Genomic DNA, 20,612 nt, shown 5'->3' with positions numbered 1-20,612 from the left:
AGTCGGCGGGGTCCGGTGACCGGCCCCGAGCTGTCACGCTCGCAGTCCTGCCTGGAGGCGGGATGGTGGGCCTCTGGTTGCGTGCTGGTCCGGTCCTTGCCTCAGGGCGCGCTCACCGGTGCCGGCAGCGGGTCATCTGCCAACCACCCCTCGGACAACAGCCGTTCGACCGCCGTACGGAGGCTGTGCAGATCCGACGCGTCGCCCCTGGAGCGCGCGGGCAGCAGTCCCAGGGCGGACGAGCGTCCGGTGCCGACCGCCGGATGCCGCTTGGCCAGGGCGGTGAGCCCCTGCCCGGGCCCGGCCTCGAGCAGCAGCAGCTCACCGGCACCGAGCAGCGCATCGAGGGCGGGGGCGAAGAGTACGGGGGCGGCGGGCTGCCCGGCCCAGAACCGCGGGTCGGTCGCCTCGGCCGGGGTCAGCGGGCCTGCCGTGTACGCCGAGATCAGCGGAAGCCGGGGCGCCCGCAGCGGCAGGCGGGACAGCGCGGGCAGCGCCGCCTGCCCCGCCGGGGCGAGCGCCGGGCTGTGGAACGGGCTGAGCGCGCGGGTTCTGCGGCAGGTGAACCCCGCCGCGCGCAGCCGGGCCTCCGACGCGGCGAGTGGTGCCTCGGAACCGGCAAGGATCACCTGACGCGGTGCGTTCACGGCGCCCACCACCACGTCGGCGTGCAGGAAGGGCGCCATGTCGGCGGCGGCCGCGTGCACGGCGAGCATGCCGCCGGCCGGCGCGGACTCGATGTGCGCCACACGCTCGGCCATGAGCCCGGCCGCTTCCTCCAGCGTGAAGACACCGGCCAGGGTGGCCGCCGCGACCTCGCCGACGCTGTGGCCGAGCAGGGCCGAGGGCCGCACTCCCCATTCGAGCACCATGCGGCCGAGCGCCCAGTCGACGGCGAACAGCAGGGGCTGGGCCCTGCGCACTCCGTCCAGGTCCACGGCCGGGGAGTCCGAAAGCCAGTCGGCGCGCAGCGCGGCGCCCTCGGCGCCCCACACCTCGAACGCCTCGTCCATGAGACGGCGGAACGGCGGATGCCCGCGGTACAACCCCACGGCCATGAAGGGCTGTTGAGCTCCCTGGCCGGGGAACAACAGGGCCGCACCGCGTGGCGCGGGAGCCGGGGACGGCGGAGTGGTCGGGCGCACGGCAGCCTCCAGAGGGCGGGTTGGGCCGGGGGAGCGGGGCGGTATGGGGCGAGAGCGGGGTGGTACGGCGCAACAGCCGCACCCTCGCACCCGGCCCTGGAGGCTCGATCTCGATCCGGGAAGTGCCGACCGTGACCCGCCGGCGCCCGGCGACTCTCCAGCGGGCCCCCATCTGCTCCCCGGGCCGGTTTCCCACACTGGGCAGCACGGCCGACGGAAACGTGATCCGTCCCCTTCGGCTCAGCGCGCGCCCACCGCACACGGCCGCCGGACGACGGTCACCAAGCCGTCGTCCGGCGGCCGTTGGCGTGGGCCGGGCGGCTCTGCAGCGGTTTCACAGTCAGCCTCCACCGTCGTACGGGATGTTCGAGGTGTTTGACAGTCCGGGACGCAAGAGGGAGGCCGCTCAGTGGAGAGGCAGCAGCACCGCGCCGACGTGGTGATCGTCGGCAGCGGTTATGGAGGTTCGATCGCCGCCCTGAGGCTGGCGGAGGCGGGCATCGACGCCGTTGTGCTGGAGCGGGGGCGCCGCTGGCCCGTCGACGAGGCGGGCGACACCTTCGCGACGCAGACCGCGCCCGACGGGCGTGCCGCATGGCTCAGCGAGACATCACCGCTCACGGAGGCGAAGCTCGACGTCTACACGGGCGTCCTGGAGTTCGTCGAGGGCAGCGGCATGAACGTCCTCGCCGGTACCGGGGTGGGCGGGGCCTCACTGGCGACCAACGGCACGATGTGCGAGCCGTCGGCCGAACTGTTCCGGCGGACCCTGGGGGATGTCCTCGACCACCGCGAGATGACCGAGCGGTGGTATCCGCAGGCACGCGAACTGATCGGCTGCGCGCCGATTCCGGACGACGTCTACCAGTCCGACTTCTACCGGTCGGCCCGCTCGTTCGCCGATCAGCTGGACAAGGCCGGGATCCCGTGGGACAAGGTCGATCTGGCCGTGGACTGGGACGTGGTCCGCGAGGAGATGGCCGGCACCCGGGTGCGCTCCCAGATCGACGGCCTGAACGTCTTCGGCGTCAACAGCGGCGCCCAGCGCAGCCTCGACCGCACGCTACTGGCCCGAGCCGAGGCGTCGGGGCACATAGAGGTGCGGCCGCTCAGCGTGGTGACCGCCGTGCACCCGGTCGACGGTGGTGACGCAGGCTCCGGGTACCACGTCGAGTACGAGTCGATCGACGAGCGGGGAGAGGTACTGTCCCGCCACCGGATCACCGCCAGGCGGCTGATCCTCTCCGCCGGCACCCTGGGCACCAACCGGCTGCTGCTGCGCGCCAGGCAGAGCGGGGCACTGCCCGCCCTGCACGACGCACTGGGCACCCGCGTCGGCAACAGCGAGGTCATCACGGCCCGTACCGGCATGGAGGAGAACAACCCCCGGCAGGGCGGACCCGCGGCGATCTTCGCGCAGGACTGGCAGGACAACCCGCTCGGCCCGGTCTCCCTGCTCAACTTCCCCTGGCCGGACGCCCCGGAGGGGGAGGGCTGGACCACCACCATCGGAGCGGTGCCGGCACCGGCGCTCGGCGCCTTCCGCTACGACGCGGACAAGGACGACGTCGTCCTGCACTGGCCGGCCGACGACCCGGCCCTGGCCAAAGCGCAGTCCGCCATCACGCACACCCTGGACCGGCTCAACGAGGCCAACCCCGGCAGCCGTACGGCGTTCAGCCGCATCGGCACTACCGGCGGCAACGTGGTCGGCGGCGTCACGCTGGGCACGGTGACCGACGACGCGGGGCGGGTCAACGGCTACCGCGGCCTGTACGTGGTGGACGGTTCGCTGCTGCCCGGCACCGGTGTCCCGCCTGCGCTGACCGTGGCCGCCGTCGCGGCGCGCGTGACGTCGCTGCTCATCGGTGACCTCGTCGGCTGACCGGGGCCGGAAGAAGAGAAGGGGCTCTCCCGGACATCGTCCGGGAGAGCCCCTTCTTCGTGCCGCGGACCCTGTCAGGCGACGGTGGCCGACGTGTCGCGGAAGTGCGGAATGACCTGCTCGGCGAAGAGCCGCATGCTGCGCGCCGACTCCTCGTGGCTGGGGTTGCCGGAGATCACCTGCAGGCTGATGGCGATGTCCCCGTACCACTCACGGATCGTCCGGAGCCGGTCGGTGACCTCGTCCGGGGTGCCGACCAGGACCTTGTTCTCGGCCAGGGACCGGTCGAAGTCGGCCCGGGCGATGTTCTGCACGACCTTCTCGTAGCCCGCGTACACCTCGCTGCGCCGCTCTCCCCAGGCGGCCACCGCGTCCCGCATGACCAGGTTGCTGCGCTGCGAGTACTCCTTGCCCTTGGCCCTGGCCTCGGCGGGGTCCTCGCTGAGGTAGCAGTTGTAGCTCATGTGGACCTCGCCCTCACCGGGGTGGCCCGCGTCCGCCCATGCCTTGCGGTAGAGGCCGAGCATGTCCTGCACGACCTCGCGCTTGGAGATCGAGGGGACCATCATCAGGCCGTGGCCGTCACGCCCTGCCTGCTCGCAGGAGGACGGGGTCTTCGCCGTGGCCACCAGGATCGGCGGATGCGGGCGCTGGTAGGGGCGCGGCAGCAGAGTGACAGGGCCGAAGGAGTGGAAGCTGCCGTTCCAGACGACGTTCTCCTCGCTCCACAGCTTCTGGCAGGCCCGCAGGCCCTCGTCGAAGCGCGCCCTGCTCTCGTCCATGTCGATGCCGAAGGCGTCGAACTCGTCGGGCAGGAAGGCGCGTCCGAAGCCGACCTGCAGTCGGCCGCGGGAGATGTTGTCGAGCATGGCCAGCTTGCCCGCCAGCTTCAGCGGGTGCGTGAAGGCGGGGATGACGGCGCCGGTCACCAGCTTGATGCGGCTGGTGCGGGCCGCGGCGGCGGCCAGGAACGTGACAGGGTCCGGGCTGTAGCCGCCGTACTTGAAGAAGTAGTGCTCCACCGTCTTGACGTGGTCGAAGCCGAGCTCTTCGGCGAGCGCGACCAGGTTCAGGCTCTCCTCGAAGTAGTCCGCCGCGTCCTTGTCGTCCGGCCCGACGGTGGGGAAGAAGTTGATGCCGAATTCCATACTGGCTCCGTAAGTTGTTGGTCGGCCCGGGAGTGCGGTCAAAAGGCGACGCTCGCGCCGCCGTCCACGGGCAGGACGAGGCCGGTGGTGAACGACGCCTCGGGGCGGGCCAGGGCGACCATCCACCAGGCCACCTCCTCCGGCTGGCCCACACGACCCAGCGGCACCCGGCCGCGCTGCCGTGCGCGCAGCTGCGCGATGCCCTCGGGGTCGAGGCCGGCGTGCTCCGCGATCGGCGTGTCGACCGGGCCGGGGGCGATGCCCGCGACCCTGACCCCCTTGGGGGCGAGTTCCAGTGCCCAGGTGCGGGTGAGGAAGTCCAGGGCGGCCTTCGTGGCGCCGTAGACCGAATGACCGGGCCAGCCCCGCTGGTTGCCGGCCGTGGTGACATTGATGACGAGGCCCTTGGCGGCCTCCAGCGGAGGCAGCGCCTCCTGGGTGAGGAACAGCGGCGCGAGCAGGTTCGTGGCCACCTGGTCGCGGGTGTTGTCCGGGTCGATGCGGCCCAGGGGCGCGGACCCCATCGTGACGGCGTTGTTGACCAGGACATCGATGCCGCCGAGTTCACGTTCGGCCGCCGCCACCACGGCCCGCGGTGTCCGCGGGTCCGCGAGGTCGGCGCCGAACGGATGGATGCCCGCGTGGCCGCGGGCGGTCTCGGCCAGTACGGCGGTCCTGCGGCCGACCACCATTACCCGGGCGCCTTCGGCGGCGAAGGCGTGCGCGGCCGCCCGGCCGATTCCCGTACCACCCCCGGTGATCACCACCGCCCGGTCCTGGAGCAGGCCCTGTGCTGACTCAGTCATGGTTGCGTTTCCTCGCTGGGATGCGCGAGGCCGTGCCGGGAGTGCGCCCCCGGCACGGCCTCGCGAGGTGTCAGTACTCGTAGCGCTCGCCGTCGGCGCCGACCGGTGACCACCACAGGTTGCCCTGGGTGACTCCGTCGGCGAACAGGGCGCTGCGGCCCTCGACGATCCGGCCGTCCTCCCAGCGCAGCATGTGCACGCCCTCGACCTGCAGCCGTTCGTACGGAGAGGTCGCGCCCTCCTTGGCGTGCTCGCGGTAGCCGTCGAGGCGGTACACGTCGATCGACACACCGGCCTCCTGGTCGACCAGGACGTCGAGCGTCTCGGAGGAGATGCGGCCGCCGGTGGCGGCCATCAGCTTGCCCATCTTCGCCAGATAGTCGTCCAGACCGACGAACCATCCTGCGTACTGGTGGTTGCCCGGCATCTGGAAGCGGACGTCCTGCGACCAGTACTGGAGAATCTGCTCCCGGTCCCCGGTCACCAGCGACGCGTACGCCGCGGCCACCCGTTCGCGTGTCAGCTCGGTCATGCTCACAACCTTCTTTCCTTCGCTGGGTGCCGGCCGGATCAGGTGCCGTCGTGGGTGATGAGGCGGTGCCTGACCCGCCACTGGCCGTTCTGGAGGACCAGGACGTCCTCGCCGGTGGTGCTGAGATAGGTGGCGGCCCGGCCGCCCCGCGGGGTCTCGTAGACCATGGCGTAGTAGCGGGTCAGTACGGTCTCGGCGTCCTGCCGCTCCGTGGCGACCATGCCGAACCAGTGCCGCCGCTGTACGTCCTTCGTGGCAAGGCGGTCCATCCCGGCGCGCATCCGCTCGGCGATGACGGTGCGGCCTGTCCACGGCTCCGGCTTCACGTTCTGCGCGAAGACCCCGTCCTCGGTGAATCCGTCGGCCCACTCCTCGGCAGCCCGCTCGTCGAGGAGCTGCATCTGATGGGCGTAGAACTGCACGATCCGGGAGTAGGTCTCACCGTCGACCGGATTGCTGATCTTGAGGGGTCCGGACACGGCTCAGGCCTCTCCGACGCCGGACTCGACCAGGTCGGACAGGTGGGGTTCCCCCTTGATGACCGTGCCCAGGGCCTTGAGGCGGTTGCGGAACTCCGGTTCCTTCAAGGCCTGTTCGAACGACGTCTGGTCCTCCCACTCCGCGACGTTGAAGTACACGGAAGGGTCGCTCTGCGAGCGGACGAGCTGGTAGCGGATGAGACCGGGACGGGTGCGCATGAACTCGGCGACATGGGCGTAGATGCGTTCCAGGTCCTCGGCCGCTCCAGTGAGTGTCAGCTTGTTGACGAAGACGACCACGACGACTCCTGTGTCTCGACGGATGACGGCGGCGCTCGCGCGGACCGCCCCTCCCACCCTTGCCCCGCCCGCTGATGGGTTGTTGGGGCGTGGGTGGAGGGAAGCGCCGCCCATCGGGACCCCACCGGAGCTCCAACGGCCGTCCGCAGACTGGGCGCCCGGTCGGCCGGCCCCGTGGCGGCGGCCGCCGGGCGACCCAAGACGACCCAAGCGACCAAGGAGTGGCCGTGTCGGACGAGCACGTACCCGTTCTCATCGTGGGTGGCGGCCTCGCGGGCCTCACCACCGCGCTGTTCCTGGGACTCCACGGTGTCAGGCCGCTGGTGGCGGAGAAGCACCCCGGCACCTCGGTCATCATGAAGGCGCGCGGGCAGTACCCCCACACCATGGAGGCACTGCGGATCGGCGGTATCGCCGACCGGATCGCCGCCGCCGGGCCGGACGAGGGCACCGGCGAGTTCTACATGGTGGTGGCCGACAGCCTGGCCGGACCGGTCCTCAAGCGGATCATGACCGAGGGCGAGATGGCCATGCGTCATGTCTCACCCGAGAACTGGGCGATGGCGGGGCAGGAGCGGACCGAGGTGATCCTGGCCGACCGGGCCAGGGAGCTCGGTGCCGAGCTGCTCTTCGAAACCGAACTGGTCTCCCTGACCCAGTCCGCGGACGTGGCCACCGCCGTACTGAGGGACGTGCCCACCGGCGCCGAGCGGACGGTGACCGCCGACTACGTGGTGGGCGCCGACGGCGCGCACAGCCCCGTACGGCGGGAGTTGGGGATCGGCATGCACGGCCGGGGGAACCTCGGCGAGATCTTCCGGGTCTTCTTCGACGCCGACCTGAGCGAACCGCTGCGTCAGCTGCCCGGCGTCGCGGAGGGCCGCAAGTTCGCGCTTCTCTGGCTGCAGCAGCCAGCACCCGGCGTCTTCTACACCACGGACGTGCCTGGCCGTTACGGCTATGTGCTCGGCATGTCCCAGAACCCGCCGGACTTCGGCACCTTCACCGAGGAGCGGTGCGCCGAACTGGTCCGCACCGGCATCGGCCTGCCCGACCTGCCGCTGAAGGTCGTCGAGACGGGACGCACCGACATCATCAGCGAGATCGCCGACCGGTTCAGCGAGGGCCGCGTCCACCTGGTGGGCGACGCGGCCAGGCTGGTGCCCGCGCCAGGAGGTCTCGGCGGCAACACCGCGATCACGGACGGCTTCTACCTGGCGTGGAAGCTGGCCATGGTCGTCAAGGGCGAGGCAGGGCCCGGACTGCTCGACAGCCACGACGCGGAACGCCGTCCGGTCTCGGAGATGATCGGGGAGCAGCAGCTGCGCAACACCGTGGAGCGCCTTGCGGGTTACCTCGACGACGGGGCGCTCGCCGCGCCGCTGCCGCCCGTCGTCCAGGCCTTCGGTTACCGGTGCGTCGACGGCGCCGTGGTGCGCGAGGCCGACGACGCCGGAGAACTTCTGGAGGACCCGGCCGCTCCGACCGGCCGCCCCGGCTCCAGGGCGCCCTACGTGGCGCTGCCCGAGGGCTCGCCCGCCGCTTCCACCACGGCCCTGTTCGGTCGCTCCTTCGTCCTGCTCACCGGGGACGGCACGGGCGATGCGTGGACGGCCGCCGCCGCCGGTGCGGCCGATCGGCTCGGCATCACCCTGCCGGTGCACCGGCTTTCCGGCACCGAGTGGGAGAAGAGCTACGGCGTCAGCGCGGCGGGCGCGGTCCTTGTGCGGCCCGACCGCTTCGTCGCCTGGCGCTCCAGCGGGCCCGCCGCGGACACCGACGCCGCACGCAGCGCCCTGGAGAGCGCCTTGCGCACTGTCCTGGACCGCCCCGAACCGGCAACCCGCTAGGCACCTTTGACCAACTGACCAACTGACCCACTGACCAACTGGCCCACCTTCGACCCACCCACCCCACACGCGTGTACGGACGAACAAGGAGATGACGATGATTCTGGTGACCGGAGCCACGGGAAACGTGGGCGGGAAAGTGCTGTCGTTGCTGCGTGCCGAGGGGCACAAGGTGCGGGCGCTCACCCGCGACCCGGGCAAGGCGGCGCTCGCCGCGGGAGCGGACCTGGAGGTGGTCGCCGCCGACCTGGGGCGCCCGGAGACCCTGCCCGCCGCGCTGGACGGCGTACAGAAGGTCTTCCTGATGTCGCTCGGCGCCAACAAGGCGACCCACGACGCGCATCTGGTGGCCGCCGCGCGCGAGGCGGGCGTCGAGCACATCGTTCAACTGTCCACTCTCGGGGTGGAGATGGCGGAGGACCCCAAGGCCAACCCGCTGGGCCACTGGCACCGCGTCGCCGAGGACGCCCTGCGGGACTCGGGAGTGCCGTGGACGATCCTGCGGCCCAACGGCTTCATGAGCATGAACCTCGGCTGGGCCGCGTCGGTCAAGGCCGAAGGGGTCGCCCGCGGGCCGCTCGCGGACGTGCCCGAGGCCATCGTCGACCCGCGCGACATCGCCGAGGTCGCGGTGCGGGCACTCACCGAGGACGGCCACGAGGGCCAGGTGTACGAGCTGACCGGGCCGCAGGCGCTGACCGGCCGTGAGCAACTCGCCGCGCTCGGTTCGCTGCTCGGGCGCAACCTGCGCTTCGAGACGGTGCCGCTCGCCGCGCACCGGGAGATGATGCTGCGCCACTTCTCAGAGGAGACCGTCAACGGCGTGATCACGACACTGCGGGAGGCGATCGAGCACGGCAGCGAACTGCACGGCCGTCTTTCGCCCGACGTCCGCCGCGTCCTGGGCCGGGAGCCGCGCTCCTTCGCCGTCTGGGCCAACGACCACCTGGACTTCTACCGGTCCTGAGCCACTCCTTGCCCCGCCCGGGAGGGCCTGCCCCCCGCCCGGGCGGGGAAAGTACTGGCACACTTTGTTCCGGACCACAGATCAACGAACCACCGGGAGCCGCCATGGCCACGCAGGCCGACGCCGCAGGACGCAGCGCGCGGGCGCCGGGGCGCGGCATGGACCCGCGGGCGGCCCGCAGCCGGGCCGCCGCCCTCGCTGCGGCCCAGGCCCTGCTCGTCGAACAGGGGTGGTCGGCGGTCACCCATGTCGCCGTCGCCGCCCGCAGCGGGGTGGGCCGCACCACCCTCTACCGCCACTGGCCCGACTCGCCCTCCCTCATCTACGAGGCCATCGCCCAGCGCATCGCGAACGCCCGCCCCACGCGCACGGGCGTTCTGCGGGACGACCTGGTCGGTCAGCTCAACGGTCTGCGTACCCTGCTGCACGATCCGGTGGGGGAGCGGGGGATGCGGGTGGTCATCGAACGCGCCGGTGTGGACCCGACGTTCGCCGAGCTCAAGGAGTCCCTGTACCGGGCGGGCTCCGGAGGGTTCCGCGCGATCATCGACGAGGCGAAGGAGGCCGGTGAACTGCCCGGCGACCTGGACACCGAGCTGGCCATCGACCAGCTCGCGGGGCCGCTGATGTTCCGCAGGCTGCTGGCGGAGCGCACCTTCGGCGCGGAGTACGTGGACACCGTCGCCGACGCCTTCCTCGCGGCCAACCCGCCGCCCCGGCGCGGGGCCGCAGGCGGCAGCGAGAAGGGCTGAGGCGCCGCAACCCCTGTCCGGGGCGGCATCTCAGCCCTCCTCACCGTGCCGTGCGGTGCGCTCAGCGCCGCACCAACTGCTCCCGGCGCCTCGCGGGTGCTGCTCCCGCGCTCACCAGATCGCCGCTCGCGGCCACCAGCCGTCCGTTCGGCACGCCGGGCTCGGCGGCCAGCACGGAGTCGGTGTGCGCCAGGATGTCGATGGCGGGATCGCCCGCCAGGATCGCCTGGTGCAGGCGGCGTACCCGCGGCGAGGGGTCGAGGCCGAGCTCCTCGCGCAGCACCGTGCTCAGTTGCCGCAGCACCTCAAGGGCCTGGGTGCGGCGGCCGGTGCGGTGCAGCGCGAGCATGAACTGGGCGTGCAGGCTCTCGTGCATCGGGTACTTGGTCGTGAGCCGGCTCAGCTCGCCCAGCAGCTCCTGGTGCCGGCCCAGCCGGAGATCGGCGGCGATGCGCTGCTCCTGCACGCTGGTGCGCTCCTCCTCCAGACCCACGAGATGCGCCCGCAGAACGGGACCTCGCTGCACGTCGGAGAGCGCGGCCCCCTGCCACAGCCGCAGGGCTTCGAAGAGACAGGCCGAGGCCCGCACGTCGTCGTGGTGGAGGGCCGAGCGGCCCTCGCGCACCAGGGACCAGAAGCGGTTGGTGTCCAGTTCGTCGCTGCGCACGGCCAGCAGATAGCCGCCGTCACGGGTCTCCAGGATGAGGCGGGCGGCCTGGAGACTGCCGATCCGCGGCACCCGCCGCAGGCTGCGCCGCAGTTGGAGTATGTACGACTGGAGGGTGGAGAGCGCGCTGGTGGGAGGAGAGTCCTCCCACAGCTCTTCGATACACGTGGTGGTGGATACGACCTGGTTCGCGTTGAGGAGCAGCAGTGCGAGCAGCTGTCGCTGCTTGGGTGCCGTCGGTGTGTAGGACTCGCCGCGCTCGTTCATGCGCAGGGGTCCCAGTACGGAGAATTCCACGTCGGTCTCGCACACCTTCCCGGAGAGTGACAAGAGTTGTGTCGCCGCGCTCGGCGGGGTGGTCAGCGGACGTTCTCCATGCCGCCGTCGATCAGACAGTCCGCACCCGTGATGTTTGAGGCGGCCGGCGAGAACGTGTGCATCCGCGTCCCCCGCGCCCCCAACTCATCAGCCAACTCCTTCGACGAGGCATCGAAGCCCCCACCCCGCGGCAGCCGCCGCCCCCCACTCACCACGGACTCTTCCCCGCATACTGCATATTCATGATCCGAATACCCCCTGTGTTGTGCGGTGCGAAATCGCCGAACTGAAATGAACATTAATCGGGCGTGCACACCTGCCGTCAACCGGCGGCTCACCCCATCCGAACCGCGCCTCTGGTACAGGTCCTGAACTGCGGTCGTCTGCTTTCCGCGAGAGAGGAACTCCCCGGTAACAACCCGCTCCGCCGACCCGCCGGCGGCAGCAATTACCGGGTCGTGACCAATCCACGTCCAGGCTTCGCGCTCACACAGAGAAGAGACCGTCAGGGTGTGCAGTCGGCGAGGCCGGAGACCGGCCGGTTCGCGGGTTCAACCGGAGGATTCGCCGGCACCCGGCAGGACGTACCCGGAAGATCGATGGAGAGGGTGGTGAAGTGCGGTGTCCCGCCACCCCAGCCCGGACGCCGGTCGAAGAGCTGGCGACGCGCCGTGGCCACGATGAACAAAGGGCCCCGGACCAGCTCACTGCTCGCCCTGCCGACAAAGTCCAGCAGGGCGCTGTCCGCCTCGTGCAGATCGTCGACGACCATGACCAGCGGGCACTCCTGCGCGATGTTCTCCAGCGGATTCCGACCGGACTTCAGCGACTGCGTCAGATCGATTTCCAGTGTCTCGTTTCCGGACGGATCAAAAAGCGGACTCTTCCGCAAGTGGAAAAGGTGAGTACCGCGAGACGGCCGCCATTGCCGGGCCGGACTTGAGGGCTCCAGGAACCAGGTGGCGATCGGCTGCCCCATGGCACGGCGCTCGAATTCCTTGAGCAGCCTGCTCTTTCCGATACCGGGTTCTCCGATGATGGTGACCACATGAGGCGTTTCGCGGTGCCGGACGTGCTCCAACATGCCCCGCAGGACGTCGAGTTCGATCTCCCTGTCCACCGCGCCCGCCGGCAGCGGCCGCTCGGTGCGCGAACGCGACTGGTTCACCTTCCAGGCCTGCGGCGAATCGCTGACGCAGACGAAGGAGAGCACCGAGGCGGTGAGCTGCCGTGTGTTCCCGCAGACCCAGATCTCCCCCACGGAGGCCTGGGACAGCAGGGACTGGCACTCGTCGAGCAGCGCTCCGTCCGCCGACTGGACGGCGCCGGAGCCATCGGCCGCGTGACGCAGCAGTGCCTCTCCCGTGGACACTGCGGCGCGGAGCGTGACCTCCCCGGTCCGCCGGGCGGAGCGGTCGAGCGGGACAACCGTGGGCGCGGTGTGGAACTCCGCCCGGATGGCCAGGGCGGCGCGCACGGCTCGTTCGGCATGGTCGTGGCCCTCGCGCCCGGGGGAGAACACGGCCAGTTGCGTGGACCCTATGGAGCTGATCACCGATCCGCCCATGTGACCCACGAGGTCCCGGATGCGGCCGGTCAGGCGATCGCGCAGTTCGTCGGTGCCCTGCGGTCGCCCGCCGCCCGCGGGCGGCCTGATCCCGGTCGTGAGCAGCAGCACGCTCACCGGGCGGTGTTGGCCCGCCGAAGCGGCGGCGCGCTGGGACAGAATGCGCACACGCGTCCTGAGGGCGTGCGCCTCGCCGGAGAAGCCCTTGCCGTGCTCCGTGCTCTCGGGGACCACGCGATCGTGCACCCTCGGCAGCCGGGCCCCGGCCGGGGCCGCCCAGGGGTGCTCGGACCGCGCCGGTGCGTGCTCCTGCGACGGGCCGGCACCCGTGCGCACAAGCGCCGGTGACGCAGCCTCGGGCTGTGACAGCGCGGAGTCCTGGGTCAGGATCGCCTGCTGGAGGGACTGCAGCTCGCGCCGCGGCTCCAGGCCGAGGTTCTCGATCAGGGACGCCCGGACCCGGCTGTAGACGTCCAGTGCGTTGGCCTGCCGGCCGCACCGGTACAGGGCCAGCATCAACTGTCCGCACAGGCGCTCGCGCAGGGGATCCGCCTCGACCATCGACTCCAGTGCCCCGAGTGTGGACTGATGCCGTCCGCAGCGGAGCTCGGCCTCGAAGTAGTCCTCCATCGCGTCGAGTCGGGCACTTTCGGCCGCGGCCAGCTCGGGCCAGTTGATCCCGCTCTCGACGAGGTCGGAAAGGGCCTGGCCCTGCCACAGGGACAGGGCCTCGCGGAGGACGTCCGCGGCCTGCGCGGGGGAACCGGACTCGAGGGCGGTGCGCCCCTCCTGTACCCGGCGGCGGAAGAGGTGCAGGTCGATCTGGTCGGGGTCGAGCTGCATGACGTATCCGGGAGCCTTCGTGAGCAGGAACCCGCTCCGGCGGTCGGTGCCGCAGGCCGCGAGGGCTCCGCGAAGACCCCACACGGCGTTCTGGAGGATCTTGCGGGCCGTTGTCGGCAGTGCGCCGTCCGCCCACAGCGCGCTGAGGAGTTCTCGGGTGGGCACCACCCGGTTGGCGTTCAGAAGCAGGTACCCGAGCGTGGCGCGCTGTTTGGTCCCGCCCAGGGCGATGGGTTGGCTGCCGTCGAGGACTTCCAATGGCCCGAGTATTCGAAACCACATGACTGCTCCTCAATTGACTGAATCCGGATTAGCAGATCGGTGTCTCTGTTGAGCATGCGATTTTCGTGGTCCGGTGGAGAAAGCCGGAGCCGGCCCGTGAACGGCCCCGCCATCAGGTTTCGCGCCGCGGCAGACCGAAGGCGGGCGTCCAGGATGTCCGGGCCGGGGCTCTTGCCGGACCGCGGGATGGTCCGCCCTCGCGATGGGCGGAGCGGAGGAGGTCTAGTGGGCGGAACTAATTCCGCAGGGCACTCGCCGCAGGCTCTCGGCGCCGGCGCCGGTGACGGGCCGATGCGGGCTGCAGGTCGGCGAAGGGCGCCGGAACGGTTGGTGCACAGGCGTGTTGCACGTGCGACATCCCCCATATGTGTCGCCCGCTGATGCCCGGAGGCAGGAGCGGAACCCCGAGTGCGACATACACAAGCCCTCCGGAGGTCAATCCGCATCGGGCCGGTACGATTACGCTAACCATCGTGATGCCCTAGAACAAGTGTGACTATCCATGCCGGTCTGTGTATCCGGCACGGCCCGGCAACCCCGTCGGACAGGCTTCCGAGGGAACCGTTCTGGCCGGTCAAAGCTGCTTTTGGCATCGCTCTCCGTGCCGCGCCTTCGGTGGGTCATCGATGAAGGTTCGGTGGCTTTTTCCGGTTCCGGGTGATCGGCTTGAAGGCGAGGCCCGCCCCGGAGGTCAAGGTCCCTGCACCATCGAGATGCCGCGGGTCATAGCCGAGGGGCAGTGCCGCGGGCGACGGGGTCGCACTCAACGCTGATCGACACCGACTGAGCGGGCGGTTGGGGGAGCCGAGTTACCGCCGTGTGAGCGCGCCCGCCTAGCGTCGAAGACCACTCGGCGCGGCGCGGCCCAGCACGAAGGCGCGGCCTAATCGACGATGTCATCGCCCCCGCCGCCACCCGCGAGGTGGCACCTGCATCCCGCCCACGATGGAGGACCTCTTCCATGACCCTTCCCGCTGCCCACAAAATACTGCGTGTCGAGAGGGGGCACGCCGGGCCCGAGGAACTCGCGGCCGTCACCGTGGTCCTGATGGCCCGCGCGGCCGCGCCCGCCCCAACTCCGGCCCACCGCCCGCGGTCCCGGGCAGGCTGGCGCCGGCTGGAACGCGAGCCCGGGTTCCGCGCCCCGCACAGCTGGCGCTGAACACTGCTGCCGCCGAGCCGTTGCGCACCATTTGACGATGACTGGCTCTCCAGGGCCGGATGCCAAGGTCTGTCAGAGGATGACTCGACCGGGAGGTCAGTATGGGCACGACTTCGCCCGCCCGCCGCCACGTAGACGCAGACGTAGGCATAGACATAGAGGTGCCTGTCAGTTCGGCCACGCTCCGCAGTGTGCTGCGTGAGGTTCCGACAGCCGTCACTGTGGTCACGGCGACAGCAGGGGACCGGCCGGCGGGGTTGACCGTGGGGTCGTTCGTGTCGGTGTCCCTGGATCCGCCGCTGATCGGGATCTTCGTCGATGAGAAGTCCTCCAGCTGGCCGCAGATGAGAAAGTCGGCCAGCTTCACCGTCAACGTCCTCTCCGGCGACCAACAGGAGCTGTGCGCACGGTTCGCGGCCAGCGGAGGGGACAAGTTCTCCGGATTGCCGTTGCAGAAGTCCCCTCTGGGGAACCCCTTGTTGCCCGGCATCGCCGCGTGGCTCGACTGCCGGGTCGAGGACGTACGCAAGCTGGGGGACCACTACTTCGCCCTGGCGCGAGTGGCCGGTCTGGGCACGGCGGCGGCAACCACGTCGATCGTCTTCCACCGAGGGGCCCTGCGCACGCTCCCGTGAGAGACGTGGGCTGCCCTGTCGGCCCGAGGCACGATCCATGCCGGATCTGTGGCCTGCCTCGTCAGCTTCCCTCCCGCATGGAGTCCTCGAACCACTCCGGGCGGCGGCCCGCGGCGGCCCTGATGAGGTCGCGGCACGAAGCGGCGGTGCTGACGCCCTGCCGCAATGGCGCCTTGATGAAAAGACCCCACCCGCATCCACGTGCTGTAAGGAGCTGCCTGCCTGCCTGCCTGCCTGCCGCAGCCGCCCGCGCCAGCTGTGGCCGGGGTCGAGTCGGTGGAGCGTGGCCGCATTCACCCCGAGGCATCATCCGCCGCGACGAGTTGGGCCTGGAGCGGCGGCCACCCCGGATCGGCGGGCTGCAACAGGCGATTGTGCGCGGTGGCCCGGCGGTCGACGTGTGGGCTCGACGCAAATGAGCTGTTCGCGGCCGGCGTGGGCGATCTCCACAACTGCCGGACGTCGGCTGGCGGCTCAACGGGATCGACCGCGTTACGGCCGGCCGTGGAGCCCGCCACCGGGCTGTCTAGGCACTGCCTGGCGGATCACGCTTCAGGGTCGAGGGTCCGGAGATCGTAAAGGTAGGAGCGGTCGTTCTTGAAGCTGCGCCAGACGGTGGCCGGGGGTTCGGGTTCGTCAGCGTGACTACTGAGTGGATGGGCCGTGACGAGGCCGTCAGCGATCTCGCAGTGCCAGCCGTCGGTCGGCGACCAGACACACCACACGTTCCCGTCCGTTCTGCGGTAGGCAGGGCGGCCGTTGTGCTCACCGTCGCGTTCAAAGCGATAGCGGAGCCCGTCGATGTGGCGCACGAAGGTGAAGGATGCAAGTGCAGTCATGCCATCGGCACTGTACGGGACGACGCTGTTGGCGGCTAAGAAGTTCTGGGCGTAACCAGACGCAGGGCGCATCTTACGAGCGGAGCCAGACCGGTTTACGGCGACGGTGACGGTGCCGTGGAAGACGTGGGCCCTCTTGACGTAGCGGGTGGCGACTGCCCGGGAGTTCTTGAGCCGGTTGATCGTCCGCTCGACCTCGTTGCGGCGTTTGTAGATCTCGCTGTCGAAGCCGATGGGCCGACCGCCCTTGCTTCCGCGTCATACCCGTTCGCGCCCGGAACAAGATCCCGTTGATCACCCTGCCCATGCCGGGGACGACGAGCCAGCAATCTGACAGTCACATGATCCGCCGGACAGTGCCTAGTAACCGGACAGTGCCTAGTAAGGGGTGTCCCACGAGGGGACTCGCCGGATCTCCACCACGGCGCACGACCAGGTGAACCCGGCTCCGATGCCCGCCAGGAGGCACCGTTGCCCCGGCTTGGCGCTGCCTGACTCCGCGAGGTGGGCAAGGCCCGCGAACTGGTCGCCGGCGCCGAGGTGCCCCACGGTCCTTCCCCAGGACCAGGTGGTCGCGGACGGGTCAAGGCTCCACGGCCGCAGGAACGTCTGCGTGAGGCGGCGGCGTCCGAAGTGCGGCAGCACGAACCAATCGATGTCGGACAGTTCGCATCCAGCCTCGTTGAGTGCTCGCTTGAGTACCTCCGACTGGCCTGCCCTCACGCGCGCCACGCTGTAGGAGACGCCCACCCTGTTGATGAAGGCCCGCTTGGTCGCCTCCAGGTCCATGGGCTGTCGGACCTCGAACGGCCCTGCCCCGAACGGGTCGTCGCCTCGATGCATCTCCTCCAGCTCCGGCTCGGAGACGGTGCACAGGCTGCGCAGCTGCGCGAAGCCGGGTTGGCGGGACAGGACGAGTGCCGTGCCCGCGTCGCCGTACACGGTGCCCGGGTCGCCGTGCCAGCGGTCGAAGCCGGGCTCGCAGAACCGGTCGCCCGTGGTGAGCAGGGCCGAGCTGGTGCGCAGACCGCCGTTGAGCATCCCGGCGGCCAGTTCCAAGGCCGCCATGCCGCCGTTGGAGAGCTGGCGTACCTCGATGGCGGGGCAGCGGTTGCCCACGGCTTCGCGCTGAATGTAGGAGACAGGGGCCCAGAGGTCGTGCCCTTGGTAGTAGACATCGGCGTGCAGGATCAGGTCGACGTCCAGGGGAGCGGTCCCGGAGCGCCGCAGCGCCGTGCGTGCGGCCGCGGCCGCCATGTCCGGCGCTGACGTACCGTCCGAGACAGCGATGGAGGCGAGGTCGGTGTGGCGTGCGAGCTTCTCGTCGAAGTCGCCGCGTTCCACGGCGTCTGCGACCGTCACGCGCCCGGGTATGTGGACGCCGACGCCGGTGATGTACAGGTCTTCAAACCTCATCAGCCGTGTCTCCTCTCAGCTCCCGCACGCCCTGGGCCCCGCCCGTCCGCCAACGCCGAGGGATTCGCGCGCTGGGCCGGCGAGGCTGAACACGTCGTGTCAGCCGTCGAATTCATCGTGGCAAAATGAGGTGGGATCGAGATGGAGGATGAATGGAGTACGTAACCCTCCCTCCGGTAATTGCGCGGTAATCGGTGCGGAATTTCACAAGGGCTCCCAGCGAGGGACGAATGACGTCAACTTGCTTCACTGCGTGACGGCGACCGCCCGGCGCCCAGCCGGTCGGTCCGCCGGCAACAAGTCCTGCGGAAGCAGTTGCTCGGTGAGCAGGCGGCGGACTCGGGCATCGCGGTCGTCGGCGGCGGCGCGTCATGCGGCGCCATCCCTGGCTGCCCGCACTGATGGCCACCCGCCCGCTGCTCGGCCCGCACGCCCTCGCACGCTCCGAACGGGTCTACGCCCTGCTCCACCACACCGGACTGGAGGGCCCCCGGCTGACCACCGCCGTCGGTGCCCTGACCTACTTCGTACAGGGATACGCCAGCGCGGAGAACGTGTGGCGTACCCGGCAGCGCGACTCCGCCGCGGAGGGCGAACTGCGCCGCCAGGCCCAGGAGTACCTCGACCACCGGGAAGAGCTCTACCCCACGCTGGCTCGGCACGCCGAGCTCGGCAACGGCGACGTCGACGGCACGTTCCAGCTCGGTCTGGAGACCGTCCTCGACGGGATCGCGGTCCACCTCCGTGCCTCGTCCCACCCAGGAGGTGCAGCATCGGAGCACTCCGCTCGCTGAGCCAGAACCAGGAGTACCGGTTCAGCGGTGATGTCGTGGGAGCAGATGCGGCCTCTGTCCTGGTCGAGGTCGTAACCGGCGAACAGGGGGCACCATGGCTATGCCCTGCATGGCCCTACCGAGTGCCGTGGATCATGGTGGTGAGCCGGTTCGCCTTGCCGTCGAGGGACAGCGGTGTGCCCTCGATCTTCCCGTAGTGCTCACCTTTTCGTACTCGCGGTGGGCGATGAGATTGCCAAGGTCACCCGGCGGTCGCCGGCGATCAGGTCCTGTTGCGTTGCGCGGGGTTCGGACAGTCGGCACAGGCGCCAGAGCTTCTCGGGCCGCCGGAGCATGCCGCGTGGCGGCTGTGGTGCTGCTTACGGGGCCTGCTGGCTGGTGTCGGCAGCCAGGCGCCGCGGGTGCTGGCTCGCCAGCGCATGGGAGATGCCCAGTTCACGGGCAAGTTCGGCAGCGGACATCGGCGCGGGCCACAGGAGCGTGAGCATCCGGCGCATGCGCGGTCAGGAAGCGCGGCCTACGCCTGAATGCCGGATCGGGCGCGGCGGGTTGGGGCATGCTGGGGGTGCGCTCACGCGCTTCACTTCGGAGGCAGGGGGCCGGTCGGTGTTACGCATTCACTTCACGGCGGAAGACCTTGCCCGGACACGGGTGGCCGCAACAATCGGTGTTGCAGCGGAGGTCTACTACAGCCTGGAGCTGCTGAGGGAGAACCGGGGGCTTCCTTACTTCCGCTCGTGGCGGTCAGTGGTCAGGGGCCGGATGGGAGCCGACACGCGCCCTCTGACGTCCCTGGTTCCGGTGCGCGGTCCCGGGCTTGATCTGCTGGCCCTGATGGGCGATGTGCCCTCTCTGGACCACGCAGTGGACAACTTGCTGCACGCCCCGGCGTCCCGGCTGCGACGCGAGTTCGAGGGCCTCGACTTCCACCCCGGGCACCTGTCGTGGGCCAGACAAGTGTCGGAGGGCGACCGTGATGCGCGGCGGGAGCTCGCCGAGGCCGTGCGCGCCTGTCATCGGCTGACCGTGGAGCCCTACTGGCATCGAGGGCGGTCCGAACTGGTCGCGCTGTCCACCCGTTGCGCGAACCTGGTGCTGGAGGGAGGCATCGATCTCCTGCTGCGTTCGATCTGCGCACCACTGGTCCGCTGGCGTCCGCCGGTGCTCGAAGCTCCCTACCCGCGCCGAGTCGAGGTGCGTCTCCAGGGAAGGGGACTGATCATCACGCCCACGGTCTTCTCGAAGCACCCGGTGAGCTTTCTTTGGGACCCGCTCGATACCGCCCAGCCACCCCGACTGACCGTGCCGGCTCTCCGTCGGCCGCTCACCGGTACCGGGCCGGAGGAGACGGACGGCTCCGAAGTGCGGAACCTGGAGTCTCTGCTCGGCCGCACGCGAGCTGCCGCCCTGCGTGTGACAGCAGAAGGCTGCACGACGAGCGAACTGGCCCGCCGCCTCAACGTCACGGCCGCAGCGGCCAGTCAGCACGCGACAGTGCTGCGGAATACGGACCTCATCACCACCAGCCGCCGAGGCGGGTCCGTGCTGCACCTCATCACCCCCCTCGGGCTGGCCCTGCTGCGCACCGGTGCCCTGACGCAACCGTGAGGCCCGAGGACACCGCGGCGTCAGACCGGTGAGCGCGGCGCCGCCCTGCTCGGGTGCCACCGGACACGCGCGCCCAGGTGCGCGAGGCGCCGCGCCTGCCGTCCCCCCCCTTTAAGCCGTGGCTTAAGAGGTAGGCCCCAGGTGGTCGGCCAGCCCAGGATGTGAAGCCGCAACCGGCTCACTTCAACCGACCCCATCCTGGAGTTCGCATGAAGACTCATTTCGCCGCCGCCCTCGGTTCCGTCGTGCTGACCGCGGGCACTTTGCTGGTCGCTCCCGCCCCCGCCGTCGCGCAAACGCCCGCCTCGGTCAGCGAATTCGACGTTACCTACGGGGCCAGCTACGCCCGTGGCACCCTGACCTGGTCCAACCGGTGGGTCGGGGTCAAAGGGACGCTCCGGGCCGTCGGCTGCCGCAGGGCGTGGTTCGGCGCGTACGATGCCTCCGGCAACAAGCTCGACGAAGCGAGCACCGGCACCAAGTGCAACACGACGTATCCCCTCAAGGCCGATCTCTCTGCGAATAAGCCCGGTGGGGCCGCGTATGTCATCGTCTGCCTTGACGATGAAAACGCGAACCCACTCGAGTGCGAGTCGTACAACCGGCCCTGACCCATC

General features: G+C 70.2%; 20 protein-coding genes and 3 pseudogenes. 9 read left to right on the top strand and 14 right to left on the bottom strand.

The genetic code is table 11. From position 1 onward, the window contains the following. Positions 1-101 precede the first annotated feature (101 nt). Positions 102-1,145 carry an acyltransferase domain-containing protein gene (locus ACZ5WE_RS07210; protein WP_467684936.1) on the bottom strand — a complete coding sequence of 348 codons (1,044 nt, stop codon included), beginning with the start codon at positions 1,143-1,145 and terminating at the stop codon, positions 102-104. Positions 1,146-1,554: 409 nt separating this feature from the next. Between ACZ5WE_RS07210 and ACZ5WE_RS07205 the strand changes: the two genes are divergently transcribed. Then, positions 1,555-3,030, top strand: a complete 1,476-nt coding sequence (locus ACZ5WE_RS07205; RefSeq protein ID WP_467684938.1) for a GMC oxidoreductase — start codon at positions 1,555-1,557, stop codon at positions 3,028-3,030. Positions 3,031-3,104: 74 nt separating this feature from the next. Here ACZ5WE_RS07205 and ACZ5WE_RS07200 read toward each other — a convergent pair whose 3' ends face one another. From ACZ5WE_RS07200 to ACZ5WE_RS07180, 5 genes are all read right to left on the bottom strand, one after another. Further along, positions 3,105-4,178: an LLM class flavin-dependent oxidoreductase gene (locus ACZ5WE_RS07200; RefSeq protein ID WP_467684940.1), complete on the bottom strand. Its 1,074-nt coding sequence runs from the start codon at positions 4,176-4,178 to the stop codon at positions 3,105-3,107. A 38-nt stretch (positions 4,179-4,216) separates the two neighbouring features. Continuing rightward, a complete protein-coding gene (locus ACZ5WE_RS07195) occupies positions 4,217-4,984 on the bottom strand; it encodes an SDR family NAD(P)-dependent oxidoreductase (RefSeq protein WP_467684942.1) in 768 nt (255 codons plus the stop codon). A 70-nt stretch (positions 4,985-5,054) separates the two neighbouring features. Further along, positions 5,055-5,516, bottom strand: coding sequence for a nuclear transport factor 2 family protein (locus ACZ5WE_RS07190; protein WP_467684944.1), 462 nt, complete (start codon positions 5,514-5,516; stop codon positions 5,055-5,057). A 38-nt stretch (positions 5,517-5,554) separates the two neighbouring features. Next, a complete protein-coding gene (locus ACZ5WE_RS07185; protein ID WP_467684946.1) occupies positions 5,555-5,995 on the bottom strand; it encodes a nuclear transport factor 2 family protein in 441 nt (146 codons plus the stop codon). 3 nt (positions 5,996-5,998) lie between these two features. Continuing rightward, positions 5,999-6,295 (bottom strand): antibiotic biosynthesis monooxygenase family protein, encoded by a 297-nt coding sequence (locus tag ACZ5WE_RS07180; protein WP_229871743.1) that lies wholly within the window; start codon positions 6,293-6,295, stop codon positions 5,999-6,001. A 227-nt stretch (positions 6,296-6,522) separates the two neighbouring features. Here ACZ5WE_RS07180 and ACZ5WE_RS07175 point away from each other — a divergent pair, with 227 nt between their 5' ends. The 3 genes from ACZ5WE_RS07175 to ACZ5WE_RS07165 all read left to right on the top strand — a co-directional run bounded on the left by ACZ5WE_RS07175 (position 6,523) and on the right by ACZ5WE_RS07165 (position 9,864). Then, the gene (locus ACZ5WE_RS07175) at positions 6,523-8,145 is read left to right on the top strand and encodes an FAD-dependent monooxygenase (protein WP_467684948.1); all 1,623 of its coding nucleotides are present in this window, start codon (positions 6,523-6,525) and stop codon (positions 8,143-8,145) included. Positions 8,146-8,242: 97 nt separating this feature from the next. After that, the gene (locus ACZ5WE_RS07170) at positions 8,243-9,112 is read left to right on the top strand and encodes an SDR family oxidoreductase (RefSeq protein ID WP_467684950.1); all 870 of its coding nucleotides are present in this window, start codon (positions 8,243-8,245) and stop codon (positions 9,110-9,112) included. Between the two features lie 104 nt (positions 9,113-9,216). Next, the gene (locus tag ACZ5WE_RS07165) at positions 9,217-9,864 is read left to right on the top strand and encodes a TetR/AcrR family transcriptional regulator (protein WP_467684952.1); all 648 of its coding nucleotides are present in this window, start codon (positions 9,217-9,219) and stop codon (positions 9,862-9,864) included. 61 nt (positions 9,865-9,925) lie between these two features. Here ACZ5WE_RS07165 and ACZ5WE_RS07160 read toward each other — a convergent pair whose 3' ends face one another. The 3 genes from ACZ5WE_RS07160 to ACZ5WE_RS07150 all read right to left on the bottom strand — a co-directional run bounded on the left by ACZ5WE_RS07160 (position 9,926) and on the right by ACZ5WE_RS07150 (position 13,541). After that, positions 9,926-10,828 carry an AfsR/SARP family transcriptional regulator gene (locus ACZ5WE_RS07160; protein ID WP_467684954.1) on the bottom strand — a complete coding sequence of 301 codons (903 nt, stop codon included), beginning with the start codon at positions 10,826-10,828 and terminating at the stop codon, positions 9,926-9,928. Between the two features lie 62 nt (positions 10,829-10,890). Further along, positions 10,891-11,064: a hypothetical protein gene (locus ACZ5WE_RS07155; RefSeq protein WP_467684956.1), complete on the bottom strand. Its 174-nt coding sequence runs from the start codon at positions 11,062-11,064 to the stop codon at positions 10,891-10,893. A 290-nt stretch (positions 11,065-11,354) separates the two neighbouring features. Continuing rightward, positions 11,355-13,541: a BTAD domain-containing putative transcriptional regulator gene (locus ACZ5WE_RS07150; RefSeq protein ID WP_467684958.1), complete on the bottom strand. Its 2,187-nt coding sequence runs from the start codon at positions 13,539-13,541 to the stop codon at positions 11,355-11,357. Between the two features lie 961 nt (positions 13,542-14,502). On the opposite strand from ACZ5WE_RS07150, the gene ACZ5WE_RS07145 reads away from it, so the two are divergent. Together ACZ5WE_RS07145 and ACZ5WE_RS07140 are read left to right on the top strand one after the other, a co-directional pair. Then, positions 14,503-14,703: an acyl-CoA carboxylase subunit epsilon gene (locus ACZ5WE_RS07145; protein ID WP_467684960.1), complete on the top strand. Its 201-nt coding sequence runs from the start codon at positions 14,503-14,505 to the stop codon at positions 14,701-14,703. 101 nt (positions 14,704-14,804) lie between these two features. Then, positions 14,805-15,338: a flavin reductase family protein gene (locus ACZ5WE_RS07140; RefSeq protein ID WP_467684961.1), complete on the top strand. Its 534-nt coding sequence runs from the start codon at positions 14,805-14,807 to the stop codon at positions 15,336-15,338. Between the two features lie 545 nt (positions 15,339-15,883). Here ACZ5WE_RS07140 and ACZ5WE_RS07135 read toward each other — a convergent pair. From ACZ5WE_RS07135 to ACZ5WE_RS07125, 3 genes and pseudogenes are all read right to left on the bottom strand, one after another. Next, the gene (locus ACZ5WE_RS07135; protein ID WP_467684963.1) at positions 15,884-16,177 is read right to left on the bottom strand and encodes a hypothetical protein; all 294 of its coding nucleotides are present in this window, start codon (positions 16,175-16,177) and stop codon (positions 15,884-15,886) included. 73 nt (positions 16,178-16,250) lie between these two features. After that, positions 16,251-16,435, bottom strand: a pseudogene (locus ACZ5WE_RS07130) (IS5/IS1182 family transposase); the annotation flags it as partial. 120 nt (positions 16,436-16,555) lie between these two features. After that, positions 16,556-17,593: a ketoacyl-ACP synthase III family protein gene (locus ACZ5WE_RS07125; protein ID WP_467684965.1), complete on the bottom strand. Its 1,038-nt coding sequence runs from the start codon at positions 17,591-17,593 to the stop codon at positions 16,556-16,558. Positions 17,594-17,952: 359 nt separating this feature from the next. On the opposite strand from ACZ5WE_RS07125, the pseudogene ACZ5WE_RS07120 reads away from it, so the two are divergent. Beyond that, positions 17,953-18,387: pseudogene (locus ACZ5WE_RS07120) on the top strand (TetR/AcrR family transcriptional regulator C-terminal domain-containing protein); the annotation flags it as partial. A gap of 26 nt (positions 18,388-18,413) precedes the next feature. Here ACZ5WE_RS07120 and ACZ5WE_RS07115 read toward each other — a convergent pair. Further along, a pseudogene (locus ACZ5WE_RS07115) lies at positions 18,414-18,589 on the bottom strand (proteasome subunit beta); the annotation flags it as partial. Between the two features lie 157 nt (positions 18,590-18,746). Continuing rightward, positions 18,747-18,848 carry a hypothetical protein gene (locus ACZ5WE_RS07110; protein ID WP_469157287.1) on the bottom strand — a complete coding sequence of 34 codons (102 nt, stop codon included), beginning with the start codon at positions 18,846-18,848 and terminating at the stop codon, positions 18,747-18,749. Positions 18,849-18,882: 34 nt separating this feature from the next. Here ACZ5WE_RS07110 and ACZ5WE_RS07105 point away from each other — a divergent pair, with 34 nt between their 5' ends. Then, positions 18,883-19,995: an ArsR/SmtB family transcription factor gene (locus ACZ5WE_RS07105; protein WP_467684968.1), complete on the top strand. Its 1,113-nt coding sequence runs from the start codon at positions 18,883-18,885 to the stop codon at positions 19,993-19,995. 209 nt (positions 19,996-20,204) lie between these two features. Further along, positions 20,205-20,606 carry a hypothetical protein gene (locus tag ACZ5WE_RS07100; protein ID WP_467684970.1) on the top strand — a complete coding sequence of 134 codons (402 nt, stop codon included), beginning with the start codon at positions 20,205-20,207 and terminating at the stop codon, positions 20,604-20,606. Positions 20,607-20,612 lie beyond the last annotated feature (6 nt).

It is taken from the genome of Streptomyces sp. NPDC033180 (assembly GCF_055577645.1).
This window is presented reverse-complemented; position numbering and strand designations above follow the sequence as displayed.

Bases quoted from the DNA above. Each gene is read 5' to 3' on its own strand.
- ACZ5WE_RS07200 (WP_467684940.1), bottom strand. From the start codon at position 4,178: ATGGAATTCGGCATCAACTTCTTCCCCACCGTCGGGCCGGACGACAAG.
- ACZ5WE_RS07195 (WP_467684942.1), bottom strand. From the start codon at position 4,984: ATGACTGAGTCAGCACAGGGCCTGCTCCAGGACCGGGCGGTGGTGATC.
- ACZ5WE_RS07190 (WP_467684944.1), bottom strand. From the start codon at position 5,516: ATGACCGAGCTGACACGCGAACGGGTGGCCGCGGCGTACGCGTCGCTG.
- ACZ5WE_RS07170 (WP_467684950.1), top strand. From the start codon at position 8,243: ATGATTCTGGTGACCGGAGCCACGGGAAACGTGGGCGGGAAAGTGCTG.
- ACZ5WE_RS07165 (WP_467684952.1), top strand. From the start codon at position 9,217: ATGGCCACGCAGGCCGACGCCGCAGGACGCAGCGCGCGGGCGCCGGGG.
- ACZ5WE_RS07150 (WP_467684958.1), bottom strand. From the start codon at position 13,541: ATGTGGTTTCGAATACTCGGGCCATTGGAAGTCCTCGACGGCAGCCAA.
- ACZ5WE_RS07145 (WP_467684960.1), top strand. From the start codon at position 14,503: ATGACCCTTCCCGCTGCCCACAAAATACTGCGTGTCGAGAGGGGGCAC.
- ACZ5WE_RS07140 (WP_467684961.1), top strand. From the start codon at position 14,805: ATGGGCACGACTTCGCCCGCCCGCCGCCACGTAGACGCAGACGTAGGC.
- ACZ5WE_RS07135 (WP_467684963.1), bottom strand. From the start codon at position 16,177: ATGACTGCACTTGCATCCTTCACCTTCGTGCGCCACATCGACGGGCTC.
- ACZ5WE_RS07125 (WP_467684965.1), bottom strand. From the start codon at position 17,593: ATGAGGTTTGAAGACCTGTACATCACCGGCGTCGGCGTCCACATACCC.
- ACZ5WE_RS07110 (WP_469157287.1), bottom strand. From the start codon at position 18,848: ATGTCCGCTGCCGAACTTGCCCGTGAACTGGGCATCTCCCATGCGCTG.
- ACZ5WE_RS07105 (WP_467684968.1), top strand. From the start codon at position 18,883: ATGCGCGGTCAGGAAGCGCGGCCTACGCCTGAATGCCGGATCGGGCGC.
- ACZ5WE_RS07100 (WP_467684970.1), top strand. From the start codon at position 20,205: ATGAAGACTCATTTCGCCGCCGCCCTCGGTTCCGTCGTGCTGACCGCG.